The following is a 25636-nucleotide window of genomic DNA, read 5'->3' as shown; positions in this document are numbered from 1 at the left end:
GCGCGTCGAGGTCCTGGGGGACCTCGGGGGCGATCGCGAGCCGGGGCACTGCGGCTCCCGTCAGACCATCAGGGACAGCAGGTCGCGGTCCCCGCCCTTCCACCGCGCCGAGCTGTCGCTGGCGGGCGGCCTGCGGCGCCTGCTGGACTCCGGCCACGACCGGCTGGCGGCCTTCGGCGGGGTCGACTGGCCGGCCGCGCTGGCCTGGCTGCGCACCCGCACCGGCGCCGACCTGGCCCCCGAGCAGTCCGAGGCGGTGCGGCTGGCGCTCACCTCCAAGGTGGCCGTGCTGACCGGCGGCCCCGGCTGCGGCAAGAGCTTCACCGTGCGCTCCATCGTCACCCTGGCCCGCGCCAAGAAGGCCAAGGTCATCCTGACCGCCCCCACCGGCAGGGCCGCCAAGCGGCTCGCCGAGCTGACCGGCCATGAGGCCACCACCGTCCACCGGCTGCTGCAGCTGCGCCCGGGCGGCGAGGCCACCTTCGATCGTGACAACCCGCTGGACGCCGACCTGCTGGTGGTCGACGAGGCGTCCATGCTCGACCTGCTGCTGGCCAACAAGCTGGTCAAGGCGGTCGCGGCCGGAGCCCACCTGCTGTTCGTGGGCGACGTCGACCAGCTGCCCTCGGTCGGCGCCGGCGAGGTGCTGCGCGACCTGCTCGCCGCCGACGTCGTGCCCCGGGTGCGGCTCACGCAGATCTTCCGCCAGGCCCAGCGGTCGGGGGTGGTGGTCAACGCCCACCGCATCAACACCGGGCTGCATCCGGCGCTCGAAGGCATGGGCGACTTCTTCCTGTTCCCCTGCGAGGAGCCCGAGGAGATCGCCGCGCTCACCGTCGATGTGGTGGCACGGCGCATCCCGCGCAAGTTCGGCCTCAACCCCCGCCGTGACGTGCAGGTGCTCGCCCCGATGCACCGCGGCGCGGCCGGCGCGGGAAACCTCAACAACGCCCTGCAGGAGGCGCTGACGCCCTCCCGCGAGGGCATGCCCGAACGGCGCTACGGCGGCCGGGTGTTCAGGATCGGCGACAAGGTCACCCAGCTGCGGAACAACTACGACAAGGGCGTCGCCGGGGTGTTCAACGGCACCGTCGGCGTGGTCACCGATCTGCGCCCGGAGGAAAGCAAACTCACCGTCCTCACCGACGAGGACGAGAGCGTCGAATACGCCTTCGACGAACTGGACGAGCTGGCGCACGCCTACGCGGTGTCCATCCATCGTTCGCAGGGCAGCGAATATCCCGCGGTGGTGATCCCGCTGGCGACCAGCGCCTGGATGATGTTGCAGCGCAATCTGCTCTACACCGCGGTCACCCGCGCCAAGAAACTCGTGGTGCTCGTCGGCTCCCGCCGCGCGCTGGCACAGGCCGTACGGACGCGCGGAGCGGGGCGCCGGCACACCAGCCTCACCCACCGGCTCGGCCAGGGCTGACCCCTCCCGCATCGGGCCGGTGACGGTTCCGTGACGGCCGCCGGCCGGTTCGCATGATCGGGCCGTTTCGCGGCGAACCCTCTCGGCGTGCGCATCCGCAGGCCCTTTGACCGGCCCATACCCTGACAATCTCATTGGATCTTCTTGACGGCCTCGGGTGGCTTTCCTGGTCCGCATTGCCAGTTCAAGGTGACCGAAATGTGATCTAACTCGCCCAAAAGATGTGCGTTCGACTGGCAATCCCTATTAGGGTTTTTTCATTGCACTTTGCCGCCGTGGGGGAGAGGTCTGTGCGGGACTTTCGTCATCGTCTGAGGACACCGATCGCCGGGCTGGCCGTGGTCACCGCCGGCCTGCTGATGGTGTCGTGCTCCAGTGGCGGCGGGCCATCCTCGTCGGGCCCCGGCGGGGGCGGCACGAGCGCCCCGGCGACGCCCGCCCCCCTGATCAAGATCAGCCCGGCGAAGGGCGCCGGCAAGGTCCGTCCCGACAAGAGCGTCGTGGTCACCGCCGGCAACGGGGAGCTGGAGGAGGTCACCGTCCAGGCCGACGGCAAGACCCTCAAGGGCGAGTTCGACGCCGGGCACACCAAGTGGGTCTCCAAGGGCCCGCTGAAGCCCTCCAGCAGCTACACCGTCTCGGCCAAGGCCACCGGCCCAGGCGGCCCGGCCGAGGCGACCAGCACCTTCACCACGCTCAAGCCCGCCCAGGAGCTGCGGATCACCGACATCACGCCGAACGTCAAGGGCGAGACCGTCGGCGTCGGCATGCCGATCATGGTGAGGTTCAGCAGGCCGGTCGGCGACAAGAAGGCCGTGGAGGAGTCGCTGGAGGTCACCGCCGAGAAGCCGGTCACCGGCGCCTGGCGGTGGATCGACGACTCGCTGGTCATCTACCGGCCCGCCAAGTACTGGCCCGCCCACCAGAAGGTGCGCTTCGCCGCCCGCCTGGAGGGCGTGCGCGCCGGCAAGGACACCTACGGCGTCAAGAACTACGCCACCACGATGAAGATCGGCGCGGCCTGGATCAGCAGCGTCGACACCCGCAGCCACACGATGGTCGTCCGCAAGGACGGCAAGGTCGTCCAGAAGATGCCGATCAGCGCCGGCAAGGCCACCACCCGCGAGTACACCACCACCAACGGCATCCACCTGACCATGGAACGGGGCAACCCGGTCACCATGATCTCCCCCGGGAAGAAGGAAGGCGACCCCGGCTACTACAAGGAGATCGTCGACCACGCCGTGCGCATCTCCAACAGCGGCGAGTACGTCCACAGCGCCCCGTGGTCGGTCGGCTCCCAGGGCCGCGCCAACGTCAGCCACGGCTGCGTCAACGCCCGCCCCGACCAGGCAAAGTGGTTCTACGACAACTTCCACCGCGGCGACATCGTCAAGATCGTCGGCACGAACCGGGCGCTGGAGTGGAACAACGGCTGGGGCTACTGGCAGCTCCCGTTCAAGCAGTGGAAGAAGGGCAGCGCCCTGGACGCCTGACGCCCCCCAGGGACGTCAGGCCGGCCCGCGTGGAGGGCCTAGACGGCGGGACCCGAGCCCCCGGCCGGGCGGCCACCTCCACGGGCGAGTACGCGCCGTCGGGCCGGTCGAGACGCAAGGGCTCCTTCAGCAGCAGCGGCCCTGCGACATGAACCGCGGCTCGGTGCCCGGATGGGCCTGGGCGGCGCCTCGGGACTCCTGATCGCCGCCTGGTGCCGGCCTCCCCAAGCACCGGCCGCACCGCCAAGGTCGAGCTGGTCCTCACAGCAGGGCCAGCTGACGGTCGGCGGAACGCCGGGGCCGCCACGGCTCGCGCCGCGCCCCGATGCCGTACAGCCGGGCCAGCCCGGCCACCCGCCCGGCCACCCGCCGCCGGTAGTCCTCGGCGGCCCGCGGCTCACGCCCGTACAGCTCCTGGTAGCGCGGCACCAGGCGGGGATGCTCCTCGGCCAGCCACCGCATGTACCACTCGCGGGCCCCCGCGGGCAGTTGCAGCACCATCGGCGTGAGGCTCACCGCGCCGGCCTCGGCGACGCGCCGCACCACCGCCCGCAGCTGGTCCTCCGAGTCGGTCAGGCACGGCAGGACGGGCCCCATCAGGACCCCGCACGGCACCCCGCGCTCGCCCAGCTCGGCGACCAGCTCCAGGCGCTTCTGCGCGCTCGGCGCCCCCGGCTCCACCGCGCGGCGCAGCCGGTCGTCGACGAAGCCGACCGACACCCGCGCCTCCACCTCGGCCACCTCGGCCGCCTCCGCGAGCAGCTCGGCGTCACGCAGGATCAGCGTGCTCTTGGTCATCACCCGGAAGGGGTTGCCGGCGTCCCTCAGCGCGGCGACGATGCCGGGCATCAGCCGGTAGACCCGCTCGGCGTCCTGGTAGCAGTCACCGCTCAGCCCGATGCCCACCACCTCGCCCGCCCAGCGCGGCGAGGCCAGCTCGGCCCGCAGCCGCCGGGCCGCGTCGGTCTTGACCACGATCGCCGAGCCGAAGTCGCGCTCGCCGTCCAGCCCGAGGTAGCGGTGGGAGCTGCGGGCCGCGCAGTAGAGGCAGGCGTGGGCGCATCCCCGGTAGGGGCTGACCGCGAAGGACAGGTCGAGCCCGATGGCCGCCGGCACCTGGTCGATGATCGTGCGCGCCCGCACCTCGTAGAAGGTCGTGTCACCGGAGGTCCGGCGAACCGCCCGCCGCTCGATCTTGGGGCGCGCCGCAAGGGTGTTCTCGACAAGGGGAAGGGCGTCGAAACGCATGACCAACAGTGGAACACGTATTCGATACCCACGCAAGCGATCTCACCACGCCCGCGAGGGGACCGATCGGCGTTCCCGGGACGGTCGCCGCCCCATCCGGCCTTCGCCCTCTGGTGGGGCGCCCCACCGGCTAAAGTGGTACGCATGTACCGGTCCGTTGCGCCGGTCATGACGAGGGGGGCCGGTTCATGCCGTGGTTGCTGCTTGCCGGGGCGATCGCTTCGGAGGTGCTCGCCACCTCGGCGCTCAAGCTGAGTGACGGCTTCGCCAACAAGGGCTGGACGGTGGTGGTGGCGATCGGCTACCTGGCCTCGTTCGTCCTGCTGGCGCGCGCCCTGAAGCTCCAGATGGAGGTCGGCGTCGCCTACGCGGTGTGGGCGGGCGCCGGCACCGCGGCCATCGCCGTGATCGGAGCGGTGTTCCTCGGAGAGGCCATGAGCCTGGCCAAGGTCGCCGGGATCCTGCTGATCATCGGCGGTGTCGTGCTGCTCAACCTGGCGGGCGCGCATTGACCGCCCCGAGGGCCGCCTCACAGGCCGAGGACACCACGGGCTCGGCGATCACCCCCGAACCCCCGGCCGCCGCCCGGCCGGCCCAGGAACGCGGCCGGCGACGTCGCGCCGCGCTACTGGCGGCCGCGGTGGGCCTGCTGGAGCAGGGGGGTTTCACCGCCGTCACCCACCGGGCGGTCGCCCGGCGGGCCGGGCTCCCGCTGGCCGCGACGACCTACTACTTCACCTCCCGCGACCAGCTGGTCGCCGAGGCCTTCGCCCTGCTGATCGCCGACGAGCTGGACGGCATGCGCGCCCGGGCCGAGACCCTCACCGGCCGCCCCACCCCCGAGGACCTGGCCACCGCCCTGTCGCTGGCGATGGGACCCCGGGCCGGGCCGGCAGGCGAGGCCGACCGGCTGCGCCGGCTCGGCCTGTGGGAGCTGTACCTGCAGGCCGGCCGAGACCCGGCGCTCCAGGCGCTCGCCCGCGACTGGACCGACGGATGCGACACCGTCGTCGCCGAAACGCTCCGCCGCACGGGATACCCCTGCGGGCGACCGGCGGCCCGGACGGTCGGCGTGCTGCTGGCCGGGTTGTGGATGGAGCACCTGGTCGAAGGCCGCCCCGGGGCCGCCCTCGAAGCCCGCACGCTCCTCGCCCAGACCCTGCGCGCCCTGCGCGCCCTGCCCGGCACCTGAGGCGCCCGCCGCCCGGCCCTCAAGGGTGTTCCCGCGGGGGCGGGCGCGGCACGCCGGGTTCCCGGTCGCCGCCGGACCGGTGATCGCCAGCTCTCCGACGCGCGTGTGGTCCACCTCACACGTGTCGCGTTGACCATCGCATCAAGGTGAAGGTTGGAGCATACGCGGCGTGCGAAACCAATCAGCCGGGGAGCGCGGGCTCCCCTGGCGGCGCCGCCGGCAGCGGGTTGATCTACGCTGGGCCGGTGACGATCCTTCACCTCGCGCTGGCCGACGACTGGGCCGACGCCGAAAAAGCCGGTGAGTACCGCGTTTCCACGCTCGGGCGGACCCTTGAGGAGGAGGGGTACATCCACGCGTGCGCCGACCTGGACCAGTTACGCGGGGTGGCCGAACGGTACTACACGGGGGTCACCGCGCCGCTGGCCGTGCTGACCGTCGACCAGGCCCTGCTGGACTGCCCGGTGATCTTCGAGGTTCCGCCCGGCGCCGACGAGGCGTTCCCGCACATCTACGGCCCGCTCCCGGTGGAGGCGGTCGTCGCGGTCTCCCCCTTCCCCGGCTGACCCCCGCCCGCCCGCCCCTCACAACGTGCGGCACCTCACACGCACAGCACCCGCTGCAGCCGCCGGGCGGCGAACAGCAGGCCGCCGACGACCATCGCCACAAGGTAGGCGGCGTGCCCGAGCAGGCCCCAGCCCGGGTCGCCGATGGCCAGGCCCCGCACCAGCTCGACCGCCTGGTAGAGCGGCGTGGCCTGGATGAGCACCTGCAGGGCCACCGGGTAGTCGCCGACCGGGGAGAAGGTGCCGGAGAACAGGAACAGGGCGAACTGGCCGGTGGACATCAGGTCGAAGTCCTGCCAGCCGCGCATCAGGGTGCTCACCGCCATGCCGAGGGACCCGAACGCCAGCCCGACCAGCATCGTGGCGGGGAACGCCGCGAGCGCCCACAGCGGCGCGGCCAGCCCGAGGACGACCATGACGATCACGAAGACCCCCGTGTAGAGGGAACCCCGGAACATGGCCCAGCCTAGCTCGCCGAGCGCGATCTCGAACGGCCGCACCGGCGTGGCCAAGATGGCGTCGAAGGTCTTCTGGTACTTCATCTTGAAGAAGAAGTTGTAGGTGGTCTCGGCCAGGGCGCCGGACATCGCCGCCACCGCCAGCATCGCCGGGGCGACGAACGTGGCGTAGTCAAGGGTGCGCCCGCCGACCCGCAGGTCGCCGACCAGGGCGCCGACCCCGACGCCGATGGACAGCAGGTACAGCAGCGGCTCCAGCAGGCCCGACACCAGCACCAGCCAGTAGGACGGGCCCGAGCGCAGCGCCCCCACGTTGCGGTTGATCACCGCGCCCACCCGGCGGGGGGAGATCCGGGTGGCGAGCATCGTGGTCACCATGTGTCAGTCCTGAAGTCGCTTGCGGAAGGCGTGGACGGCCCAGGCCGCGCCGGCCGCGGCGAACACCACCAGGTAGGCCAGGTGCGCGGCGATCGGCCACGGGGGAGCGGTGCCCAAAGTGGCGGCCCGGTCGAGCTCGACCCCGTGCCACAGCGGCGACAGGTAGGCCAGCGGCCGGACGGCGAGGGGAAGCTGCTCGACCGGGAAGAACACCCCGGCGAACAGGGTCGAGGGGATCAGGACGAAGCGGAACAGCAGCGCGAAGTAGCTGTCGTGCTCGATGGTGGCCGCGAACGCCATGGTCGGCGCCGCCGCCGCGAGCGCCACCAGCGCGCAGACCAGCGGCGTGACCAGGGCGAAGGGGGAGTGCAGCGCGCCGAACACTGCGGTGATCCCAAGGAACACCACCACCGCCACCGTGACGCGCAGCAGGATGTACAGCAGCCAGCCGAGGATCATGTCGCCGGGCTCGACAGGGGTGGCGCGCATCGCGTGGTAGGCCCGCACCCACTTGAAGTCGCCGAGGACCGGGTAGGTGCACTCGCCGACCGCCATCTGGAACGCGGTGGAGGCCATCACGCCCGGGACGATCCACGACAGGTAGTCGACCCCGCCGATCAGGCCGACGTGGCCGCCGACCCCGACACCGATGCTGACCAGGAACAGCACCGGCAGCACGAAGGAGGAGAACGCCGAGGCCCGCCACAGCCGACGGTACAGCGTGAGGGCGCGCTCCAGCACCGCCAGCGTCGAGCGCGCGGAGACCGGGAGGGTGAGGGAGGCCATCAGTCGACCAGGGTGCGGCCGGTGAGGTGCAGGAAGACGTCCTCCAGGCTGGAGCGGCGCACCAGCACGCTGGAGGGGACGAGCCCGCGCCGGTGGACCTCGGCGGTGACGGCGTCGCCGTCGGCGGCGTACACCAGCAGCCGGTCGGGCAGCGGGTCGATGCGCTCGCCGACGCCGGCGAGCTTTCCGGCCAGCTCCGAGGGGCGCTCGTCGCCGAAGCGCAGCTCGACGACCTCGGGGGTGGAGTAGGTCTCGATGAGCGAGCGGGGCGACCCCTCGGCGACGATGCGCCCGCCGTCCATGACCACCAGCCGGTCGCACAGCTGCTCGGCCTCGTCCATGTAGTGGGTGGTGAGCACCAGCGTGGTGCCGCGCCGCTTGAGCTGGAACAGCCGCTCCCACAGAAGGTGGCGGGCCTGCGGGTCGAGGCCGGTGGTGGGCTCGTCGAGCAGGACGATGTCGGGGTTGTTCACCATGGCCCGGGCGATGGTGAGCCGGCGCTTCATGCCGCCCGACAGCGGTTCGACGTTGCTGCCCGCCCGGTCGGCCAACTGCACGAAGTCGAGCAGCTCCTCGGCCCGGCGGCGGGCCTCGGGCCGGGGGATGCCGAAGTAGCGGGCGTAGGTGGTGAGGTTCTCCCGGACGCTGAGGTCGGGGTCGAGGTTGTCCAGCTGCGGGCAGACGCCGAGCCGCCCCCGGATCTCGGCGCCCTGGCGTGCGGGGTCCATGCCGAGGATGCGAAGCTCACCGGCCGTGGGCAGCGACACGCAACTGATCATGCGCATCGTGGAGGACTTGCCGGCGCCGTTGGGGCCGAGGAAGCCGAACGCCTCGCCGGGGGCCACGTCGATGTCGATGCCGTCGACCGCGGTGAAGCCGCCGAAGCGTTTCACCAGGCCACGCGCGTGGATCAGAGGTTGTTCTGGCACGGAGCAGAACCCTAACGAACCCGACCGACATTCCCGCAACCGGTTTTCCGCTCCCGCGGCTCGACTCCGGCACCCTGTCACCCTGGCCGGGTGCGCCGCGACACGGCGGCGGCAGCTGAGGACCAACGTCTCTGGCATATCCCCCGCCAGGCGGGAACCCTCATAGGCATGAACGAGCTGGAGCTAATCGATGCCTACTGGCGTGCCGCCAACTACCTGTCGGTCGGCCAGATCTACCTGCTTGACAACCCGTTGCTGCGCGAACCACTGCGGCCCGAGCACATCAAACCGCGCCTGCTCGGGCACTGGGGCACCACGCCAGGTCTGAACTTCTGCTTCGCGCACCTCAACCGGGTCATCAAACAGCGCGACCTCGACATGATCTACATCGCCGGTCCCGGGCACGGCGGCCCCGCCACGGTCGCGCACGCCTGGTTGGAGGGCACCTACTCGGAGATCTACCCCTATGTCTCCCGCGACGAGCCCGGGATGGCGCACCTGTTCCGCCAGTTCTCTTTCCCGGGCGGCATCCCGAGCCACGCCGCCCCCGAGACCCCCGGGTCGATCAACGAGGGCGGCGAGCTCGGCTACTCCCTGGCCCACGCCTACGGCGCCGCGTTCGACAACCCCGGCCTGGTGGTCGCCTGCGTCATCGGGGACGGCGAGGCGGAGACCGCCGCCCTGGCCACCAGCTGGCACTCCAACAAGTTCATCAACCCGGCCAGGGACGGCGCCGTCCTGCCCATCCTGCACCTCAACGGGTACAAGATCGCGAACCCGGCCGTGCTGGCGCGGATCCCCGAGCCGGAGCTGCTCAAGCTCATGGAGGGGTACGGCTATCGCCCGCACGTGGTCGCCGGTGACGACCCGGCGGCCACCCACCGGCTGATGGCCGAGACCCTGGACACGGTGTTCGACCAGATCGCCGAGGTCAAGGCCGGTTCCGGCGACCGCTGGCCGATGATCGTCCTGCGTACGCCCAAGGGGTGGACCGGGCCCAAGCAGGTCGACGGGCACGCGGTGGAGGGCACCTGGCGCGCCCACCAGGTGCCGCTGGCCGGCGTGCGCGACGACCCCGGCCACCTGGCGGCGCTGGAGGAGTGGATGCGCTCCTACCGGCCCGAGGAGCTGTTCGGCCGCGACGGCGTCCCCTCCGGGCAGATCGACGCCCTGGTGCCCGGCGGGCCGCGCCGGATGAGCGCCAACCCCCACGCCAACGGCGGCGAGCTGCTCAAGCCGCTGGTGCTGCCCGACTTCCGCGACTACGCGACCGAGGTCAAGGCCCCGGCCACCGCCACCACCGAGCCGACCCGGGTCCTCGGCGGGTTCCTGCGCGACGTCATCGCCGCCAACCCCGCCGACTTCCGGCTGATGGGACCCGACGAGACCGACTCCAACCGGCTGTCGGCGGTGTTCGAGGTCACCGACCGGGCGTGGACGGCCGAGCGGCTGCCGACCGACGAGAACCTCGCGCCCGACGGCCGGGTGATGGAGGTGCTCAGCGAGCACCTGTGCCAGGGCTGGCTGGAGGGCTACCTGCTCACCGGGCGCCACGGGCTGTTCAACTCCTACGAGGCGTTCATCCACGTCGTCGACTCGATGTTCAACCAGCACGCCAAGTGGCTGGAGGCCTGCCGGCACATCCCGTGGCGGCGCCCGGTCGCCTCGCTCAACTACCTGCTGAGCTCGCACGTGTGGCGCCAGGACCACAACGGGTTCAGCCACCAGGACCCCGGCTTCCTGGACGTGGTGGTCAACAAGAAGGCCACCGTGGTACGGGTGTACCTGCCGCCGGACACCAACACGCTGCTGTCGGTGGCCGACCACTGCCTGCGCTCACGCGACTACGTCAACGTCGTGGTCGCAGGCAAGCAGCCCGTGCTGGACCTGATGTCCATGGACGAGGCCGTGGCGCACTGCACCCGGGGCCTTGGCATCCTGCCGTGGGCCTCCACCGACCAGGGCCAGGAGCCGGACGTGGTGCTGGCCTGCGCGGGCGACGTGCCCACCCTTGAGGTGCTGGCCGCCGCCGACCTGCTGCGCCGCCACCTGCCCGACCTGAAGGTACGGGTGGTCAACGTCGTCGACCTGATGCGGCTGCAACCCTCCACCGAGCATCCCCACGGGCTGCCCGACCCGGCCTACGACGCCCTGTTCACCACCGACAAACCCGTCATCTTCAACTTCCACGGCTACCCGTGGCTGATCCACCGCCTCACCTACCGGCGCAACGGCCACGAGAACCTGCACGTGCGCGGGTACAAGGAGGAGGGCACCACCACCACGCCGTTCGACATGGTGATGATGAACGACATCGACCGGTTCCACCTGGTCATCGACGTCATCGACCGCGTGCCGGGGCTGGGGGAGCGGTGCGCCCACCTGCGGCAGGAGATGGCCGACGCCCGGGCCCGCGCCCGCGCCCACACCCGCGAGCACGGCGAGGACGCCCCCGAGATCCGCGACTGGGCCTGGTCCCACTGACCCCGCGCCGGTGAGTCTTTCCCGCCGCGGCGGGAAAGACTCAGGACCCGCCGCGCCCGCCGATCTGAGACGGGAGCCGCTCCAGCAGGTTGGCCAGGTCGTCGGCGTGGTCCTCCTCGTCGGCCAGCAGCTCCTCGAACACCCGCCGGGTGGTGGGGTCACCGTCGCCGATCCACTGGGCGATCTCGGTGTAGGAGGCGATGGCGACCCGCTCGGCGACCAGATCCTCCTTGATCATCTCGATGAGGTCCAGGCTCCCGTCGTACTGGGTGTGCGCCCGGGTGCTCAGCCTGGCCGGGTCGAAGTCGGGGTCCCCGCCCAGCTGGGAGATGCGGCCGGCCAGCATGTCGGCGTGCCGCTGCTCGTCGGCGGCGTGCTCCAGGAACTCCTTGGCCACCGGCTCGGCGTGGATGCCCGTGGCGGTGTAGTAGTGCCGTTTGTACCGCAGGACGCACACGATCTCGGTCGCCAGGGCCTCGTTGCACACCTGGATGACCCGCGGCAGGTCGGCGCCGTAGGCGCTCGTCACGGGCCCCTTGTCGATCTCCGCCCGCGCGCGATCACGCAGGGCCTGGATATCCGTCAGAAACTCGGCCATGTGGTCGATGTACCCGCCCCAGACGCCGGAAATGCACACCAGTGTCCGGTTCGCCCGTCTGGGCGGGAAGGGACTTGACCTGGAGTCCGCTCCAGAACCTAGGGTACGAGCCGCCGCCGGCCACTGACGGGCCGAACGGCCCGGCCCGCGCGCGTACCCGCGACGACCAGCAAGGGAGCACGACCATGCGCTACCGCGTCCTCGGCGGCACCGGCATCGAGGTGAGCGCCCACTGCCTCGGGACCATGATGTTCGGCTCCGCCGGCAACCCCGACCACCAGGAGTGCGCCCGCATCGTCCACGCCGCCCTCGACCAGGGGATCAACTTCGTCGACACCGCCGACATGTACTAGGCGGGCGAGTCCGAGCAGATCGTGGGGAAGGCGCTCCAAGGCCGCCGTGATGAGGTCGTGCTCGCCACCAAGGTGCACTTCCGGGAATCGAATCCTCGGTGCTCCCGGTCTGCCGGCGCTACGGCATGGGGGTACTGACCTGGAGCCCCCTGGCCTCGGGCTTTCTCACCGGCAGGTACCGCAAGGACCGTCCCGCCGACCTGTCCACCGGCCGCGCCGCGCTCACCCCCGCGCGCTTCGACCCCGCCCTACCGGTGAACGCCGCCAAGCTCGACCTCGTCGAACGGCTGATCGAGGTGGCCGACGGCATCGGCCGCTCACTGCCCGAACTGGCCGTGGCCTTCGCCGCGGCGCACCCGGCCGTCACCTCGGTGATCACCGGGCCGCGCACGATGCGGCAACTGGAGGAACTGCTCAAGGGCGCCTCGCTCACCCTGGACGACGCCACCCTCGACCGGATCGACGAGATCGTGCCACCCGGCACGACGCCCGCCACCCGGACGGGGCCTGGAGCCCGCCGGCGCTGACCGACCCCGCCCTCCGGCGCCGCCCGGCGCCCGAGCGCGCCGCGGCCTGAGCGGAACCGCCGATCACCGGGCAGCAGGGGTCAGGCCCGGCGGGCGACCACCGCGATGAGCGGCTGGAGCAGCCGGGCCGCCAGCGGCCCGAACGCCGCCAGGATCAGCACGTACCCCGCGGCCAGCGGCCCGAGATCCGGATGCGCCCCGGCCGCCACCGCCAGCCCGGCGATGACGATGTTGAACTCGCCGCGCGGGATCAGCGCGATACCCGCCCGGGCCTGACCGGCCCTGGCGATGCCCGCCCGGCGCGCGGCGTACACGCCGGTGGCCAGCTTGGTCACCATGCTGATCAGGGCCAGCAGCGCGGCCGTACCGGCCATCGGCCAGATCGCCGCCGGGTCGGTCTGCAACCCGAAGAACACGAAGAACACCGCGGCGAACAGGTCACGCAACGGGATCAGCAACGCCCGCGCCTCGTGGGCCAGCTCGCCCGACAGCGCGATGCCGACCAGGAACGCCCCGACCGCCGCCGACACCTGCAGCTGCTGGGCCACGCCCGCCACCAGCAGGGCCAGGCCCATCACCTTCAGCAGCAGCACCTCGGAGTTGGGGCTGGCCACGAACGCCTCGATCCACCGGCCGTAACGCAGCGCGACCAAAAGGACCACGCTGACGGTGGCCAGGGCGATCGCGACGGTGATCGCGCCGCCCATCAGGCTCACCCCGGCCAGGATCGCGGTGAGGATCGGCAGGTACAACGCCATCGTCAGGTCCTCGAAGACCAGCAGCGACAGCACCACCGGGGTCTCGCGGTTGCCGATCCACCCGAGGTCGGACAGCACCTTGGCGGTGATGCCGGAGGAGGTCGCGTACGTCACCCCGGCCATCGCCACCGCCGCGACCGGACCCCAGCCGAGCACCACGGCGGCCACCGCGCCCGGCGCGGCGTTGAGCACCAGGTCGACCAGGCCGCCCCGGGCGTTGCCGCGCAGGCTGGTGACCAGCTCGTCGGCGTTGTACTCAAGGCCAAGGGTCAGCAGCAGCAGCACGACCCCGAGCTCGGCGCCGACGGCGATGAAGTCCTCGCTGGTCGCCAGGGGCAGGATGCCGCCCTGGCCGAACGCGAGCCCGGCCAGCAGGTACAGCGGGATGGGGGAGATTCCGGCACGCAGCGCCAGTGCTCCGAGCACGCCGAGCGCGAGGACGATACCGCCGAGCTCGATGAAAAGTGTCGCCGTGTGCACGCCGGCTTATCCGTGGGTAAGGATGTCGGCGACGGCGGAGGTGCTTTCGGGACTGCCCACCACCACGACCACGTCCCCGCTGGCGAGCGGGAAGTCGGGGTTGGGGCTGGCGTGCACCTGCCCGCCCCGGACGACGGCCACGATGGAGGCGCCGGTACGGGTGCGCACGCGGGCGTCGCCCATCGGCCGCTCGGCGTAGGGGGAGTCGGGCAGGATCGGCAGCTGCACGCTGACCAGCCCCTCGACCTCGCGGTGCAGGGCGTTGAGCCGCTGGACGATGCGGGGGGCGCCGAGCAGCTCGACCAGCGCGTCGGCCTCCTCGTCGTTCAGCTGGATCGCCTCACACGCCCGGTCGGGGTCGTGGCGGTCGTAGATGACCAGGTCGCGCCGGCCCCCGCGGTGGGAGACCACGGCGACCCTGCGGCCGGACTGGGTGGTGAACTCGTGTTTGAGCCCTATGCCCGGCAGTGCGGTCTGTTCGATCTCCACCGAGCCTCGCCCCATTCAGCTGTACGACAACCGTTGCCCGCGCCCACCCCGGCAACGGGATATAAATCCACATACCAGGACGAACGCCTGTGAGGTTAGCACGAGGCGAGCACACCGGAAGCCCATCGCGATCTTCAGGCCCGGCGGCGACCACATGCGCGCCGGGCGGCCCTCACACCACCAGGCTCACCGCGAGCACCAACACCAGCCCGACCACCGAGATCACCGTCTCCATCGCCGACCAGGTCTTCAGGTTCTGGCCCACGCTCAGACCGAAATACTCCTTGACCAGCCAGAACCCCGCGTCGTTGACATGGGAGAAAAACAGCGACCCCGCGCCGACGGCCAGCACCAGCAGCGAGGTCTGCCCGGTGTCCAGCGTGGTGACCAGCGGCGCCAAAATCCCCGAGGCGGTGACGGTGGCCACCGTAGCCGACCCGGTGGCCAGGCGGATCAGCACCGCGACCAGCCACGCCAGCAACAGCACCGACAGGCCGCTGCTCTGCACCCAGTCGGCCACCAGCTTGCCGATGCCGCTGTCGACCAGCGTCTGCTTGAACCCGCCGCCCGCCGCCACGATCAGCAAGATGCCCGCGATCGGCGGCAGCGCCCCCTCCAAAGAAGCGGCCAGCGCCTTGCGGTCCATGCCCGCCCCACGCCCCAACGTGAAGATCGCCACCAGGACCGCGATGAGCAGCGCCACCAAAGGAGTGCCGAAAAAGTCCAGCGCCGAACGCACCACGCTCCCCTCGGCGGCCAGCAGATCGGCCACCGCCTTGCCCATCATCAGCACCACCGGCAGTGAAACGGTGGCCACCGTGACGCCGAACGAGGGCCGCCGCACCTGCGCCCCGCCCTCATCGCGCCGCCCCTCGAACAGCTCCGGCGCCGGGACATCAACCCACCGCGCGGCGAACCGGGCGAACAGCGGACCGGCGATCGCCACCGTCGGCACCGCGATCAGCACCCCAAGACCCAGCGTGATACCGAGGTCGGCCTTGAGCGCGTCGACGGCCACCAGCGGCCCCGGGTGCGGCGGCACCAGCCCGTGCATCACCGAAAGACCGGCGAGCGCCGGGACACCCACCCGCACCAGCGACAACCCCGAACGGCGCGCCACCAAGAAGACCACCGGCATCAGCAGCACGAGCCCGATCTCGAAGAACATCGGCAGGCCGATCAGCGCGCCCACCGCCGCCATCGCCCACGGCAGGGAACGCGGGCCCGAGCGCCCGACGATGGTGTCCACGATCTCACCGGCCCCGCCGGAGTCGGCCAGCAGCTTGCCGAACATCGCCCCCAGCGCGATCAGCGTGCCCACACCCGCGGCCGTACTGCCGAACCCGCCGGTGAAACTCGTGATCACATCGGCCATCGGCAGGCCCGCGACCGCGCCCACCGCCAGCGACCCGAGCGTCAGGCTCAGGAAAGGGCGCAACCGGAACCGGGTGATCAGCACGACGATCAGCGCGATGCCGATCAGCGCCGCGGGCAGCAGCCGCCCGGTCGAAACGGCCGTCTCCGGCGCGGCCAGGGCGAACAGCGCGGGGGCCATCTCAGTCTCCTTCGCCCGCGAGGGGAGGCGGGGCCGCGGGAGGCGGCGGGATCATCGGCGGGGACTCGGGAAGGGGCGCGGCGGCCAGGTAGTCCTCCACCAGCTCGTCGACGGACCTGCCGAGGTCCAGCACCACGCCGCGCTCGTCGGGCTCCAGCGGCTCCAGCGTCTGGAACTGCGAGGCGACCAGGGAAGCGGGCATGAAATGCCCCGGACGGCCCGCCACCCGCCGCCGCACCACCTCCTGCTCGCCGTGCAGGTGGACGAAACCCACGCCCGGCGCCGCCTCACGCAGCACATCGCGGTAGGAGCGCTTGAGCGCCGAGCAGCTCACCACCCCGCCGGCGGAGACGTGCCCGGCCAGCCAGGCGCCGATCGAACGCAGCCACGGCAGCCGGTCGGCGTCCTCCAGCGGGACACCGGCCGACATCTTGGCCACGTTGGCCGCGCTGTGGAAGCCGTCGGCGTCGCCGAACGGCACCCGCAGCCGCTGGGCCAGGGCCACTCCGACGGTGGTCTTGCCGGAGCCGGTCACCCCCATGACGACCAGCAGCGGCGCCGCGAAGGTTTGGAACGGCACGGCCGGGAAAGTCGGGGGCGGGGGATCGGTGGGGTTCATAGGGAGCCTCTCGGGTGGAACTGCCCGACAGGGTGTCACGAATAATCAGCCGTAATCAAGAGGTAATGCCCAATTAATCATACCTTTTGGCCTCGTGGGACGCAGAACCCGCTCACCATGGGAAGATGGGCCACCGTGGGAACCAAAGACCAGATCAGTGCGGGCCTGCACGCCGGCGTCCTCGACGCGTTCGGCGCCCTCATCACCTCCGGCGCGTTCCCCCCCGGTCACGTGCTCAGGATCGAGCAACTCGAAGACCGCTTCGGGGTGTCCCGGTCGGTGATCCGCGAGGCCATCCGCGTCCTTGAATCCATGGGCCTGGTCACCAGCCGCCGCCGCGTCGGCGTCACCATCGCCCCCCGGACGGCATGGAACCTGTTCGACCCCCGCGTCATCCGCTGGCGCCTCGACGGCGACGACCGCGACGAACTGCTGTCCTCCCTCGGACACCTGCGGCGCGGCGTCGAACCGGTGGCCGCGGGCCTGGCCGCCCGGCACGCCACCCCCGAGCAGTGCGGCATGCTCACCGGCGCCGTCATGCAGATGGCCGTGCACGGCAGATCCGGCGACCTTCCGGCCTACCTGGCCGCCGACATCGCCTTCCACCGCACCCTGCTGGAGGCCTCCGGCAACGAGATGCTGGGCGCGCTCACCGACCTGGTCGCCGAAGTACTGGCCGGCCGCACCCACCACCACCTGATGCCCGCCCACCCCGAGCCCGCGGCGATCCGCCGGCACGCCGAGGTCGCCCAGGCCGTGCAGGCAGGCGACCCCGCAGCCGCCGAGCGGGCCATGCGCGACATCGTCGAGGAGGCCAACCGCGCCATCCTCGCCGCCCAAAGCCCCTCAGACCCCTGACGACCTGAGATCAGAGCTGGTGGTCACCCGGCTCGGGGCCGTCATCGCCCCGCCGCCACCGCTCGCCCTCCACGATCGCGTACGCCACAGTGAGGGCGGTCAGCACGCAGCCGGCGAAGAACAACAGCCAGGCCTGGTGCACCGCCCCATAGACGGCCAGCACCACGAAGACGACCACACCGGCGCAGGCGGCGACCAGCCGGACACCCGGCGGACGCGACACCCGGTGCCGCATGCCGGTCCGGCCGGGGCCAGGCGACGGCGGCCGACCCTCCCGGCCGGGACGACGGCGGTGATCTGGCGGGGCCCCGGGCTCGCGGCCGTGGTCCTCGGAACGCTCCATGCTCCCAGCCGTACCCGCACCCCCATGACCTGTACCGGGACACGCGGAAGGCCATCAGATCTCCATACCGGAGTACCCCCGCCGGGCCGAAGGACGGCGGAACCTCCCCGACAACCGGCCGCGCAAGACCGGCCGCAAGATCAGTCGCGGATCCCCGGGTTGGCCGCCATGTCGGAGGAGAACAAGAACGGCGTCCTGGCCACCGGCACGGTGGCGTCGAACACCCGCGCCATCGCCGCCAGATGATGCCCGGCCCGCGCGGCCGTCATCCCCGCGCACCCCAGCAACTCCAGCAACCGCTCATGGAACTCCAGCCGGCCGTAGTCGGCGAGCAGCCCACGCACCGCCACGTACCGCAACCGGACAGTGGGATTACGCAACCCCGCGCTCAGCAGCACATGCGTGCTCACCCCCGCCGGGAACAGCCACCCCATCACCTGGTCATGCGGCGGCGCCGAGACCTCCACCGAACAAAGGCCCGCGACGATCCTGCGCTCGGCGTCCTCACACCGCGCCCGCACCCACCGGCGCCGCGCGTACCCCTCGGCGACCCGCGCCTGCAACACGGTCAACCGCCCCGTGGGATCGGCGACGACGTTGCCACCCCGCAGACCCCCCGCCAGGTGGCAGGACCCCAGCACCGCCTCGGCCGACCCGATCTGATCCCACGGCAGGTACGTGACCTCCACCATGACCCCCTCACGGGAGAACTTCCCCAGCTTGGCCGGAGCCCGCGACCCGGAGGTCACCACCATGACGTCCACGTCGGAGGTCGGCGGCAGCTCGGCCTCACCGGGCAGCCACGTCGCCGACCCGCTCAGGAACGCCCCCGCGAACCCCGGCACCCCGGCGGCGTGCTCGGCGACCCACCGCACCGCCACCTCCCGCGCCAGCCGGACCTTCACCACACCCCCTCACCCCCTTCGGTCCAGCCGTCGCCCCACCCCGCTTGTCTCACTCCACCGCACCATCCCGCCCTCCCAGCACGGCCGCATCGGCCTCGTGGATGAGCCGGTAAGCCCGGTTCCGCAACCGAAGGACCACAGCGGCCAGCAACGCCGCCGTCAACGACCCCGCCAGAACCGCGATCTTGACATGGTCGCCGCGCCCCCCGCCCGCCCCGAACGCCAGCTCCCCGATGAGCAGGGACACCGTGAACCCCATGCCGCCGAGCACCGACAGCCCCAGCACATCGACCCAGGTCAGACCCTCGTCCAGATCGGCGCGGGTGAACCGGGCCACCAACCAGGTCGCGGCCATGATGCCCAGCGGCTTCCCGGCGACCAGCCCGACGGCCACACCCACCGCCACCGGGTCGGTCAGGGCCTCCACCAGACCACCCGGCCCGCCCACGACCACCCCCGCCGACAGGAACGCGAACACCGGCACCGCCACACCCGCCGAGATCGGCCGCAACCGGTGCTCGAAACGCTCCGCCGGCCCCACCTCATCCACCCGCCCACCATCCCCACCCGGCCCGGCGGGCGCCACCGTGACCGACCCCGGCCCTGCGACCGGGACCGTGAACGCCAGCAGCACACCCGCGACCGTCGCATGCACCCCCGAGGCATGCACCAGCGCCCACGTCAGGCCCGCGAGCGGCACCAGCACCCACCACCGATGCACCCCCCGCCGCACCAGCACCGCGAACAGCGCCAACGGCACCACGGCACCCGCCAGCGCCACCACCGACAACTGCGAGGAGTAGAACCCGGCGATGATGACGATGGCCATCAGGTCATCCACCACGGCCAAAGTGAGCAGGAACGTCCGCAACGCCGAAGGCAGGAACCGGCCGACCACCGCCAGCACCGCCAGCGCGAACGCGATATCGGTCGCCGTAGGGATCGCCCACCCCCGCGCCGCCCCCGCACCGGCACCCACGGTGAACAGCAGATACAGCACCGCAGGGACGACCACACCACCGGCCGCCGCCGCCACCGGCACCACCGCCCTGCGCACCTGACGCAGATCACCCGCAACGAACTCGCGCTTCAGCTCCAGACCCGCGACGAAGAAGAAGATCGCCAGCAGCCCGTCGGCCGCCCAGGCGGCCACCTCCAGATCCAGATGCACCGCCGCCGGCCCGAACCTGAACGAGCGCAACGCCTCATAACCGCCCGACCACGGAGAGTTCGCCCACACCATCGCCGCCACCGCACCGGCCAGCAGCAACGCCCCGCCAACGGTCTCCTCGCGCAAGATGGCGGCCACCCGCCGCGCCTCGGCCCACGACCCCCGCGTGAGCAATCCCGGCGTGCGGTGCGAGGCGTCGGTCATGGGCGCTCCCGGTCAATAGGCGGATCCACTGCCGACCAGACTTCCCGGCGCACCTCGCCCCACCCTACCGGCCCCCATCCCCACCACGACGCCACCGGGGGAGGGGAGAGGCCCACCTCAACAGCAGGTAAGCGCGCTCACGAAAGCAACAACCTCATACGGCGGTGGAACCGTCCGGGGCGTACCGCGCGTGCACGTGCCCCTCCAGCGGGAACGGAGGACGAGCGGGAAGCACACCCGCGAGGACGTACCCGCACTTGCCCGCCACCCGGCACGAGGCCAGGTTGTCGACCTGATGGAGCAACCGCAGACACCTGAGCCCACCACCGCCGAACGCCTCGAAGGCCCATGTCGTCATCCGCTCAAGGGCCCGGCCGGCCACACCCCGCCCCCGCGCGGCCGCAGCGGTCCAGTAGCCGACCTCCGCACCCGCCCCACCAGGGGTGAGCCCCTTCAACGCGACGTTGGCGACCAGGCGAAGGACCCCCGACCCTGGCTCGGCCTCCTCAAGGACCGCGAAACTCAGCCGCCCGCCCCCACTCCAGCCCACCCGCTGGATCTCCAGCCACCGCCGCGCGTCCTGCTCATCGGTGACGTGAAACCGGGTCCACCGGCGCATCACCGGATCACGGTAGACCTCGATCAACTCAGGGATGTCCCGCTCGGCCCAAGGCCGCATCAGCAACGCCGGACCCCCCTCACCGGCGGCGACATGCAGCACGACGGTCACGCCCCGACCTCCCACCCGGCACCGGCCAGCAACCGTTCCTCCTCCTGCGCGGACGGCCCCTCCGACAACGGCGGCTCGCCCCGCCCCCGATCCCAGGCCAGCACATCGGCCGCCGTGACCTCAAGCGGGGTCGCCGGCATGCCCGCCGCCCGCGCCCGCGCCGCACTCCGCTGAAACGTCAAAGCCCAGACCGGATCGGCCCGCACCAGCGGAAACCCGCCAGGCACCGCACCAGGCGGCACCGGCACCACCTCGACCCGGCTGCCCGCCGCCGCCGCGCACACCTGGATCAGCCCACCCAGCGTCACCGGCTCGGCCGGCCCCACCGCGTTGAAGACCCCCGGCCGGTCACCGGTCACCAACAGCACCACCAGGCGGGCCAGATCACGCGAGTCGAGCACCTGCACCGGCTGCCCGGGATCCCCCGGCAGGGCCACCCGCCCGCCGCGCGCCGCCCGCCGCACCCAGTAGGTGAACAGATCCTGCTGATCGTACGGACCGGCCACGATCCCCGGGCGGACGATCGTCGCCCGCCGCCCGTACCGGGCCAGCACCTCGTCCTCGCAAGCCACCTTGAGCGGCCCATAGGTCGCCCCATCGATCACCTCGGTATCGCGCTCCGGCGGCAGACGCGGCGCGTCCTCATCGGACCCGGGCCCGCCACCCGGCCGGTACACCGCGTTGCTGGAGATGAACACATACCGCCCGGCCCGGTCACCGAGCACCTCACCGGCCTGCCGCACATGGCGCGGCACGTACGCGCTCACGTCGACCACCGCGTCCCAGACACCCTCGCGCAGCGACGCGTAGTCACCGGAGTCACGATCACCCACCCGCCGCGGCACCCCCGGGAACAACCCGGCCCCGGTGCGACCTCGGCTGAACAGCGTCACCTCATGACCGCCCCGCAGGAAATCGTCCACGATCGCGCGGCCGACGAACGACCCTCCACCCAAAACCAGCACCCGCATGACGCCCGATGCTACGGGCCCCCTACGACAAACCCCGAACACGGCCGCCGCGACACCCGGGGGAAGCCCACCTAGGACGATTTCGAACACTTTTCGCAATCGGCCGATGGCGTGACGGAGTCGCGTAAGGGATGTGCGGGCGGCCCAGGGGAGTGGTGGCGGCCTGCGCGCTTAACAGGCCTGTGCAGGAGGAGTGACTGCGACCGCCATCGCCACCGTCCGGCACGCCTCCGACGCCGACGTCCACCGAGGTGACCGCAACACCGAGGTGATCGCAGGACGCGACTCGACAATGGCTGTATATACCGACAAATCCGTAACCATACAGAATGCAGCTTCTGAACGGTTAGAGAGGAACGTGCGATCCGTCCCAGCAGGGGTCATGGCGGTGGTCGCGCGCTCCGCGCCGGGCCGAGGCGAACGACAAGTGATGGGCGCCGGGGCCCGGCGCCCATCACCCCTCGTCTGCTCTCGCAGGGGACGATTCCAAGATCGGCTCTTCGGGGCCCACCAAGATCCACATGCCAAGATCCGCAAACCAGCCCGTCACCGGCGATGATCCTCAAGCGCCGACCTGCCGCGGACCTGCCGCCGACCGGGCGGCCGACCGTAAGCGGGCGGCGATCCACTGCGGATCCAACCGCGAATCCTCACCGGAAAGATCCAGGCGATGGCCGGCGTCCGAACGCGTCCCACCAGCCCTTCCTCACCTGTTTCATGCATAATCGCACTTATGCATCACTTGGGAGATACCCTCTCCTCCGCGCGAGACCGCCTCACACCCGAGGGAATGTCCTGTCTCGTCGGAGAAGGGTGTTCGGTGGAGTGACCGCCGGTCGCGTGAGAATCGGCGAGAACGTCACCTGGCAGGCACTCCACTTCGGTGTCCGAGGCGGATGACACGCGCGATCAGCGCTCTGGACCGGCCGGGGTCCTTCGTCGACGAGCAGGTCCGAGCCCGGAACCAGCACGTCCAACAGGTCGCCCAAGCCGCTCCCCCCGGCCGGGCCGTGATCCGCCGCGTCACCTGCGTTGACCGAAGGTCACTCCCCCGAGATCACGCTGCCTCCCCCGTCGTTGTCGGCCAGTGCTCGGTAGGGCGAGGCTACTGAGGGGTGTCGGCCGGCGTTCTTGCCGGTTTTGATGGTCAGCCGGTGGCCAAGCGGTAGGGATCAGTTCACCAGCACGATCTTTCCGCGGGCGTGGCGGCTTTCGCTCAGTTGGTGTGCGGCTGCGGCCTCGGCGAGCGGGAACGCCGCCGCGATCGGAACCTTCAGTCGGCCCTCGCCGGCGAGCGTGACCGCGATCGCGAGGCCGTGCACCGCTAACGGGTCGGCGGCGGCTCCCACGGCCGCGCGGGTGTCGTCGGCCGGCGCTCCGTGTGACATGTGTACACCGTGAGCCCCCGCCGTCATGTCGGCGATCGTCACCACCCGGGCCCGGTCCCCGGCGATGGCGATGAGGTCGGGCAGCGACCCTCCGGCGCAGTCGAACACCGCGTGCACCCCCTTTGGCGCCAGTGCGCGGACCCGTTCGACGAGCGCCGCCCCGTACGTCGTCGGTGCGGCGCCGAGGGAGCGCAGGAAGTCGTGGTTGCGCTCGCTCGCGGTACCGATGACGGTGGCGCCGCGGGCGACGGCCATCTGGACGGCGATCGTGCCCACCGCGCCGGCCGCGCCCTGGATGAGCACGGTGTTCCCGGCCTCGACCATGAATCGGTCGAGGACCCGGGTGGCCGTCTCGGCGCTGCCGGCGGCGGCGCCGGCTTCCTCCCAACTCCATCCGGCCGGTTTGGATGCCCAGGTGGCGAGGACCGCGAAGTCGGCATTGGTACCGCGTGCGGTCGACGTGCTCATGCCGAACACCTCGTCGCCGACGACCACACCGGTGACGCCGTCGCCGATCTCGTCCACCACACCCGAGGCGTCGAACCCGGTCCGGAACGGGAACGTCACGGGCACCACCTCGCGCAGCGCCCCGGAACGGATGCGCACCTCCCCGGCCGCGACTCCGGAGGCGCGCACGGCGATGCGGATCTCACCCGGCCCGGCGTGCGGCTCCGGCACCTCGGCGAGATGCACAACGCTGGGCGGGCCGTACCGGGTGAATTGAATTGATCTCATTCGACGACCGTAACGGAGCACCCCGTCCGGTTGATTAAAGTGAGAGCGGTGAGGGCCCAAGTGGTAGCGACGCTGCGTTCGGACGCCCGCGACAACCGTGAGCGCATCCTCATCGTCGCTCGCGCGGCTTTCGCCGCCGAGGGTGTCGACGTGCCGATCCGGGAGATCGCCCGTCGCGCCGAGGTCGGTGTCGCGACCGTCTACCGGCACTTCCCGACCAAGGAGGCGTTGCTGACCGAGGCCTTCGCCCAGCAGATGGCCTCATGCTCGGAGATCGTGGCTGAGGGTGCGGCGGCAGGCGACGCGTGGATGGGGTTGTGCCTGGTGATCGAGAAGCTGATGGAGGTCCATGCCCTCGACCGGGGGTTCGCCCGGGCGTTCACCTCGCAGCTTTCTCAGGCGGCCGGCTTGGCGGCGGACCACGATCGCACGCTGCGCATGCTGCTCGAACTGGTGCGCCGGGCGAAGGACGCGGGCGCCCTGCGGGGAGATTTCGTACTGGAAGACCTCACCCTGGTGCTCATGGCGAACGAGGGCATCCGCGCCGAGACACCCGAGATGAGGGTGGCGGCGTCGCGTCGATTCGCGGCCATGGTGATCCAGTCGCTGCAGGCGAACCCCGTCTCCAGGCCGCTTCCGCCCGCTGTCCGGCTGCCGCTGTCCAGGGCTGACATGGCACATATGCAGGCGAACGCTTCGCCGCACCGGTAGGGGCGCGCCGGCTTAGGCCTTGTGAGGGGGCGGCGCCGAGGCTACGATCACGGCAACTCTTAGGAAACTTTCTTAAAAGAAAGGGTTGCTCGCGCCCCTCCCCCCACCAGGCTGAGGACCCCCCCATGCGCCTCAAACGAAACCCCCTCGTCCTGCTCCTCACCCTCCTTGTGTCCACGGCGACCGTACTTCTCACACCCGGGACCGCCAGCGCGGCGTCCCCCACCGCGACCTTCGTCAAGACCTCCGAATGGGGGTCGGCGTTCCAGGGCGCCTACACGGTCAACAACGGCGGCACCACCCCGATCAACGGCTGGTCGGTCGCCTTCGACCTGCCCTCCGGCGCCACGGTCACCTCCTCCTGGGACGCCTCGATGTCCCGCAGCGGCCAGCGGTTCACCTTCACGGGCCTCGGCTGGAACGCCACGATCGCGCCCGGCGCCTCGGTCACCTTCGGATTCATCGCCGCCCCCGGCTCGGCCGTACCGGCGAACTGCACGCTCAACGGCGCCTCCTGCGGCGGCGTGACCACCCCCACCGTCCCCGGCAAGCCCGGCACGCCCGCCGCGACGGCCACGGCCTCCTCGATCGCGCTGTCCTGGGCGGCCTCCAGCGGCACCGTCACCGGATACCGCGTGTACGAGGGCACCACCGTCAAGTCCACCGTCACCGGCACCACCGCGACCATTGGTTCGCTGGGCACATGCGAGAGCCACACGTACACGGTCAGGGCCTACAACGCCCAGGGCGAGTCCCCCGCCGGCGACCCGGTGTCCGCCACCACCACCGGGTGTGCCGGCGGCGGGCCCCTTCCCAAGCACTTCCTCACCGGCTACTGGCACAACTTCGTCAACCCGGCCGTCGAACTGAAGCTCAGCGCGGTGCCGGCCGAGTACGACCTGATCGCCGTGGCCTTCGCCGAGGCGACCTCCACCGCGGGCCAGGTCTCCTTCCACCTGGACCCGGAACTGTCGGCGGCGGTCGGCGGCTACACCGAGGACCAGTTCAAGGCCGACATCCAGGCCCTGCACGCCCGAGGCAAGAAGGTCATCCTGTCGGTGGGCGGAGAACTCGGCCGGGTACAGGTGTCCAGTTCGCAGGCGGCGACGGCGTTCGCCGACAGCGCCTACGCCCTGATGGGGAGCTATGGGTTCGACGGGGTGGACATCGACCTGGAGGCGCCGCCGAGGTGATGCGGCGCTTCCTGATCCCGGCTCTCACCGCCCTGCCGAGCATCGACGCGTACGCCGTGGGCCGGGCGCTTTCTCCCTT

Annotated in this window: 26 protein-coding genes; 11 read left to right on the top strand and 15 right to left on the bottom strand. The window is 71.3% G+C overall.

Going from position 1 to position 25636, the window contains the following annotated elements; genetic code table 11:
* Both AB0B89_RS20160 and AB0B89_RS20155 read left to right on the top strand, forming a co-directional pair.
* The coding region (locus AB0B89_RS20160; protein WP_358554729.1) for an AAA family ATPase at nucleotides 1–1432 on the top strand (1432 nt) is incomplete at its 5' end.
* A gap of 290 nt (nucleotides 1433–1722) precedes the next feature.
* Entirely contained in the window at nucleotides 1723–2928 is a 1206-nt protein-coding gene (locus AB0B89_RS20155) for an Ig-like domain-containing protein (RefSeq protein WP_358554726.1), read from the top strand.
* Nucleotides 2929–3189: 261 nt separating this feature from the next.
* On the opposite strand, the gene AB0B89_RS20150 is transcribed toward AB0B89_RS20155, so the two are convergent.
* Nucleotides 3190–4176: a radical SAM protein gene (locus AB0B89_RS20150; protein ID WP_358554723.1), complete on the bottom strand. Its 987-nt coding sequence runs from the start codon at nucleotides 4174–4176 to the stop codon at nucleotides 3190–3192.
* Nucleotides 4177–4364: 188 nt separating this feature from the next.
* On the opposite strand from AB0B89_RS20150, the gene AB0B89_RS20145 reads away from it, so the two are divergent.
* From AB0B89_RS20145 to AB0B89_RS20135, 3 genes are all read left to right on the top strand, one after another.
* Nucleotides 4365–4688, top strand: coding sequence for a multidrug efflux SMR transporter (locus AB0B89_RS20145; protein ID WP_358554720.1), 324 nt, complete (start codon nucleotides 4365–4367; stop codon nucleotides 4686–4688).
* On the top strand, nucleotides 4685–5368 hold the full coding sequence (locus AB0B89_RS20140; RefSeq protein ID WP_358554717.1) for a TetR family transcriptional regulator: 684 nt from the start codon (nucleotides 4685–4687) through the stop codon (nucleotides 5366–5368). Before AB0B89_RS20145 ends, AB0B89_RS20140 begins: the two co-directional genes overlap by 4 nt.
* A 245-nt stretch (nucleotides 5369–5613) precedes the next feature.
* Complete coding sequence (locus tag AB0B89_RS20135; RefSeq protein WP_358554715.1) at nucleotides 5614–5934, top strand: DUF952 domain-containing protein; 321 nt, start codon at nucleotides 5614–5616, stop codon at nucleotides 5932–5934.
* A gap of 35 nt (nucleotides 5935–5969) precedes the next feature.
* On the opposite strand, the gene AB0B89_RS20130 is transcribed toward AB0B89_RS20135, so the two are convergent.
* Genes AB0B89_RS20130 through AB0B89_RS20120 form a run of 3 tightly spaced genes read right to left on the bottom strand, consistent with a single transcriptional unit; the run spans nucleotide 5970 to nucleotide 8485 of the window.
* Entirely contained in the window at nucleotides 5970–6770 is an 801-nt protein-coding gene (locus AB0B89_RS20130; RefSeq protein WP_358554712.1) for an ABC transporter permease, read from the bottom strand.
* A gap of 3 nt (nucleotides 6771–6773) precedes the next feature.
* Nucleotides 6774–7556: an ABC transporter permease gene (locus AB0B89_RS20125; RefSeq protein WP_358554709.1), complete on the bottom strand. Its 783-nt coding sequence runs from the start codon at nucleotides 7554–7556 to the stop codon at nucleotides 6774–6776.
* A complete protein-coding gene (locus AB0B89_RS20120; RefSeq protein WP_358554706.1) occupies nucleotides 7556–8485 on the bottom strand; it encodes an ABC transporter ATP-binding protein in 930 nt (309 codons plus the stop codon). The genes AB0B89_RS20125 and AB0B89_RS20120 overlap by 1 nt, the downstream gene beginning before the upstream one ends.
* Nucleotides 8486–8653: 168 nt before the next feature.
* Between AB0B89_RS20120 and AB0B89_RS20115 the strand changes: the two genes are divergently transcribed.
* Entirely contained in the window at nucleotides 8654–10969 is a 2316-nt protein-coding gene (locus AB0B89_RS20115; protein WP_358554703.1) for a phosphoketolase family protein, read from the top strand.
* A gap of 40 nt (nucleotides 10970–11009) precedes the next feature.
* Here the strand turns inward: AB0B89_RS20115 and AB0B89_RS20110 are convergent, their stop codons facing one another.
* A complete protein-coding gene (locus AB0B89_RS20110) occupies nucleotides 11010–11567 on the bottom strand; it encodes a ferritin-like domain-containing protein (RefSeq protein ID WP_358554700.1) in 558 nt (185 codons plus the stop codon).
* A 74-nt stretch (nucleotides 11568–11641) separates the two neighbouring features.
* Here AB0B89_RS20110 and AB0B89_RS20105 point away from each other — a divergent pair, with 74 nt between their 5' ends.
* Nucleotides 11642–11920: an aldo/keto reductase gene (locus AB0B89_RS20105; protein WP_358554697.1), complete on the top strand. Its 279-nt coding sequence runs from the start codon at nucleotides 11642–11644 to the stop codon at nucleotides 11918–11920.
* A gap of 98 nt (nucleotides 11921–12018) precedes the next feature.
* A complete protein-coding gene (locus tag AB0B89_RS20100; protein ID WP_358554695.1) occupies nucleotides 12019–12447 on the top strand; it encodes an aldo/keto reductase in 429 nt (142 codons plus the stop codon).
* Between the two features lie 80 nt (nucleotides 12448–12527).
* Here AB0B89_RS20100 and AB0B89_RS20095 read toward each other — a convergent pair whose 3' ends face one another.
* The 4 genes from AB0B89_RS20095 to AB0B89_RS20080 form a co-directional block, all read right to left on the bottom strand.
* Complete coding sequence (locus AB0B89_RS20095; protein WP_358554688.1) at nucleotides 12528–13685, bottom strand: cation:proton antiporter; 1158 nt, start codon at nucleotides 13683–13685, stop codon at nucleotides 12528–12530.
* Nucleotides 13686–13691: 6 nt separating this feature from the next.
* A complete protein-coding gene (locus AB0B89_RS20090) occupies nucleotides 13692–14174 on the bottom strand; it encodes a cation:proton antiporter regulatory subunit (protein ID WP_358554685.1) in 483 nt (160 codons plus the stop codon).
* A gap of 172 nt (nucleotides 14175–14346) precedes the next feature.
* Nucleotides 14347–15729: a gluconate:H+ symporter gene (locus tag AB0B89_RS20085; protein WP_358554682.1), complete on the bottom strand. Its 1383-nt coding sequence runs from the start codon at nucleotides 15727–15729 to the stop codon at nucleotides 14347–14349.
* A gap of 1 nt (nucleotide 15730) precedes the next feature.
* Nucleotides 15731–16309, bottom strand: a complete 579-nt coding sequence (locus tag AB0B89_RS20080) for a gluconokinase (RefSeq protein ID WP_358554679.1) — start codon at nucleotides 16307–16309, stop codon at nucleotides 15731–15733.
* A 174-nt stretch (nucleotides 16310–16483) separates the two neighbouring features.
* Here AB0B89_RS20080 and AB0B89_RS20075 point away from each other — a divergent pair, with 174 nt between their 5' ends.
* Nucleotides 16484–17206: a FadR/GntR family transcriptional regulator gene (locus tag AB0B89_RS20075; protein WP_358554676.1), complete on the top strand. Its 723-nt coding sequence runs from the start codon at nucleotides 16484–16486 to the stop codon at nucleotides 17204–17206.
* Nucleotides 17207–17216: 10 nt separating this feature from the next.
* Here AB0B89_RS20075 and AB0B89_RS20070 read toward each other — a convergent pair whose 3' ends face one another.
* The 6 genes from AB0B89_RS20070 to AB0B89_RS20045 all read right to left on the bottom strand — a co-directional run bounded on the left by AB0B89_RS20070 (nucleotide 17217) and on the right by AB0B89_RS20045 (nucleotide 23653).
* On the bottom strand, nucleotides 17217–17429 hold the full coding sequence (locus tag AB0B89_RS20070; protein WP_358554673.1) for a hypothetical protein: 213 nt from the start codon (nucleotides 17427–17429) through the stop codon (nucleotides 17217–17219).
* A 260-nt stretch (nucleotides 17430–17689) separates the two neighbouring features.
* Nucleotides 17690–18454 carry a hypothetical protein gene (locus AB0B89_RS20065; protein WP_358554670.1) on the bottom strand — a complete coding sequence of 255 codons (765 nt, stop codon included), beginning with the start codon at nucleotides 18452–18454 and terminating at the stop codon, nucleotides 17690–17692.
* A gap of 49 nt (nucleotides 18455–18503) precedes the next feature.
* A complete protein-coding gene (gene nhaA, locus AB0B89_RS20060; protein WP_358554667.1) occupies nucleotides 18504–19829 on the bottom strand; it encodes a Na+/H+ antiporter NhaA in 1326 nt (441 codons plus the stop codon).
* Between the two features lie 154 nt (nucleotides 19830–19983).
* On the bottom strand, nucleotides 19984–20559 hold the full coding sequence (locus AB0B89_RS20055) for a GNAT family N-acetyltransferase (RefSeq protein WP_358554664.1): 576 nt from the start codon (nucleotides 20557–20559) through the stop codon (nucleotides 19984–19986).
* A complete protein-coding gene (locus AB0B89_RS20050) occupies nucleotides 20556–21530 on the bottom strand; it encodes an NAD-dependent epimerase/dehydratase family protein (protein ID WP_358554661.1) in 975 nt (324 codons plus the stop codon). Before AB0B89_RS20050 ends, AB0B89_RS20055 begins: the two co-directional genes overlap by 4 nt.
* Nucleotides 21531–22702: 1172 nt before the next feature.
* Nucleotides 22703–23653, bottom strand: a complete 951-nt coding sequence (locus tag AB0B89_RS20045; protein ID WP_358554659.1) for an NADP-dependent oxidoreductase — start codon at nucleotides 23651–23653, stop codon at nucleotides 22703–22705.
* 48 nt (nucleotides 23654–23701) lie between these two features.
* Between AB0B89_RS20045 and AB0B89_RS20040 the strand changes: the two genes are divergently transcribed.
* Both AB0B89_RS20040 and AB0B89_RS20035 read left to right on the top strand, forming a co-directional pair.
* A complete protein-coding gene (locus tag AB0B89_RS20040; RefSeq protein WP_358554656.1) occupies nucleotides 23702–24364 on the top strand; it encodes a helix-turn-helix domain-containing protein in 663 nt (220 codons plus the stop codon).
* A gap of 125 nt (nucleotides 24365–24489) precedes the next feature.
* On the top strand, nucleotides 24490–25557 hold the full coding sequence (locus tag AB0B89_RS20035) for a cellulose binding domain-containing protein (protein ID WP_358554653.1): 1068 nt from the start codon (nucleotides 24490–24492) through the stop codon (nucleotides 25555–25557).
* The last annotated feature ends 79 nt before the right edge of the window (nucleotides 25558–25636 follow it).

Source organism: Sphaerisporangium sp. NPDC049002 (assembly GCF_040649355.1).
Lineage (GTDB): Bacteria > Actinomycetota > Actinomycetes > Streptosporangiales > Streptosporangiaceae > Sphaerisporangium.
Note: the sequence above shows the minus strand (reverse complement) of the source record. Positions and strands in the feature narration are given on the sequence as shown.

Bases quoted from the DNA above. Each gene is read 5' to 3' on its own strand.
- AB0B89_RS20150 (WP_358554723.1), bottom strand. From the start codon at position 4,176: ATGCGTTTCGACGCCCTTCCCCTTGTCGAGAACACCCTTGCGGCGCGC.
- AB0B89_RS20145 (WP_358554720.1), top strand. From the start codon at position 4,365: ATGCCGTGGTTGCTGCTTGCCGGGGCGATCGCTTCGGAGGTGCTCGCC.
- AB0B89_RS20130 (WP_358554712.1), bottom strand. From the start codon at position 6,770: ATGGTGACCACGATGCTCGCCACCCGGATCTCCCCCCGCCGGGTGGGC.
- AB0B89_RS20125 (WP_358554709.1), bottom strand. From the start codon at position 7,556: ATGGCCTCCCTCACCCTCCCGGTCTCCGCGCGCTCGACGCTGGCGGTG.
- AB0B89_RS20115 (WP_358554703.1), top strand. From the start codon at position 8,654: ATGAACGAGCTGGAGCTAATCGATGCCTACTGGCGTGCCGCCAACTAC.
- AB0B89_RS20110 (WP_358554700.1), bottom strand. From the start codon at position 11,567: ATGGCCGAGTTTCTGACGGATATCCAGGCCCTGCGTGATCGCGCGCGG.
- AB0B89_RS20085 (WP_358554682.1), bottom strand. From the start codon at position 15,729: ATGGCCCCCGCGCTGTTCGCCCTGGCCGCGCCGGAGACGGCCGTTTCG.
- nhaA (WP_358554667.1), bottom strand. From the start codon at position 19,829: ATGACCGACGCCTCGCACCGCACGCCGGGATTGCTCACGCGGGGGTCG.
- AB0B89_RS20050 (WP_358554661.1), bottom strand. From the start codon at position 21,530: ATGCGGGTGCTGGTTTTGGGTGGAGGGTCGTTCGTCGGCCGCGCGATC.
- AB0B89_RS20045 (WP_358554659.1), bottom strand. From the start codon at position 23,653: ATGAGATCAATTCAATTCACCCGGTACGGCCCGCCCAGCGTTGTGCAT.
- AB0B89_RS20035 (WP_358554653.1), top strand. From the start codon at position 24,490: ATGCGCCTCAAACGAAACCCCCTCGTCCTGCTCCTCACCCTCCTTGTG.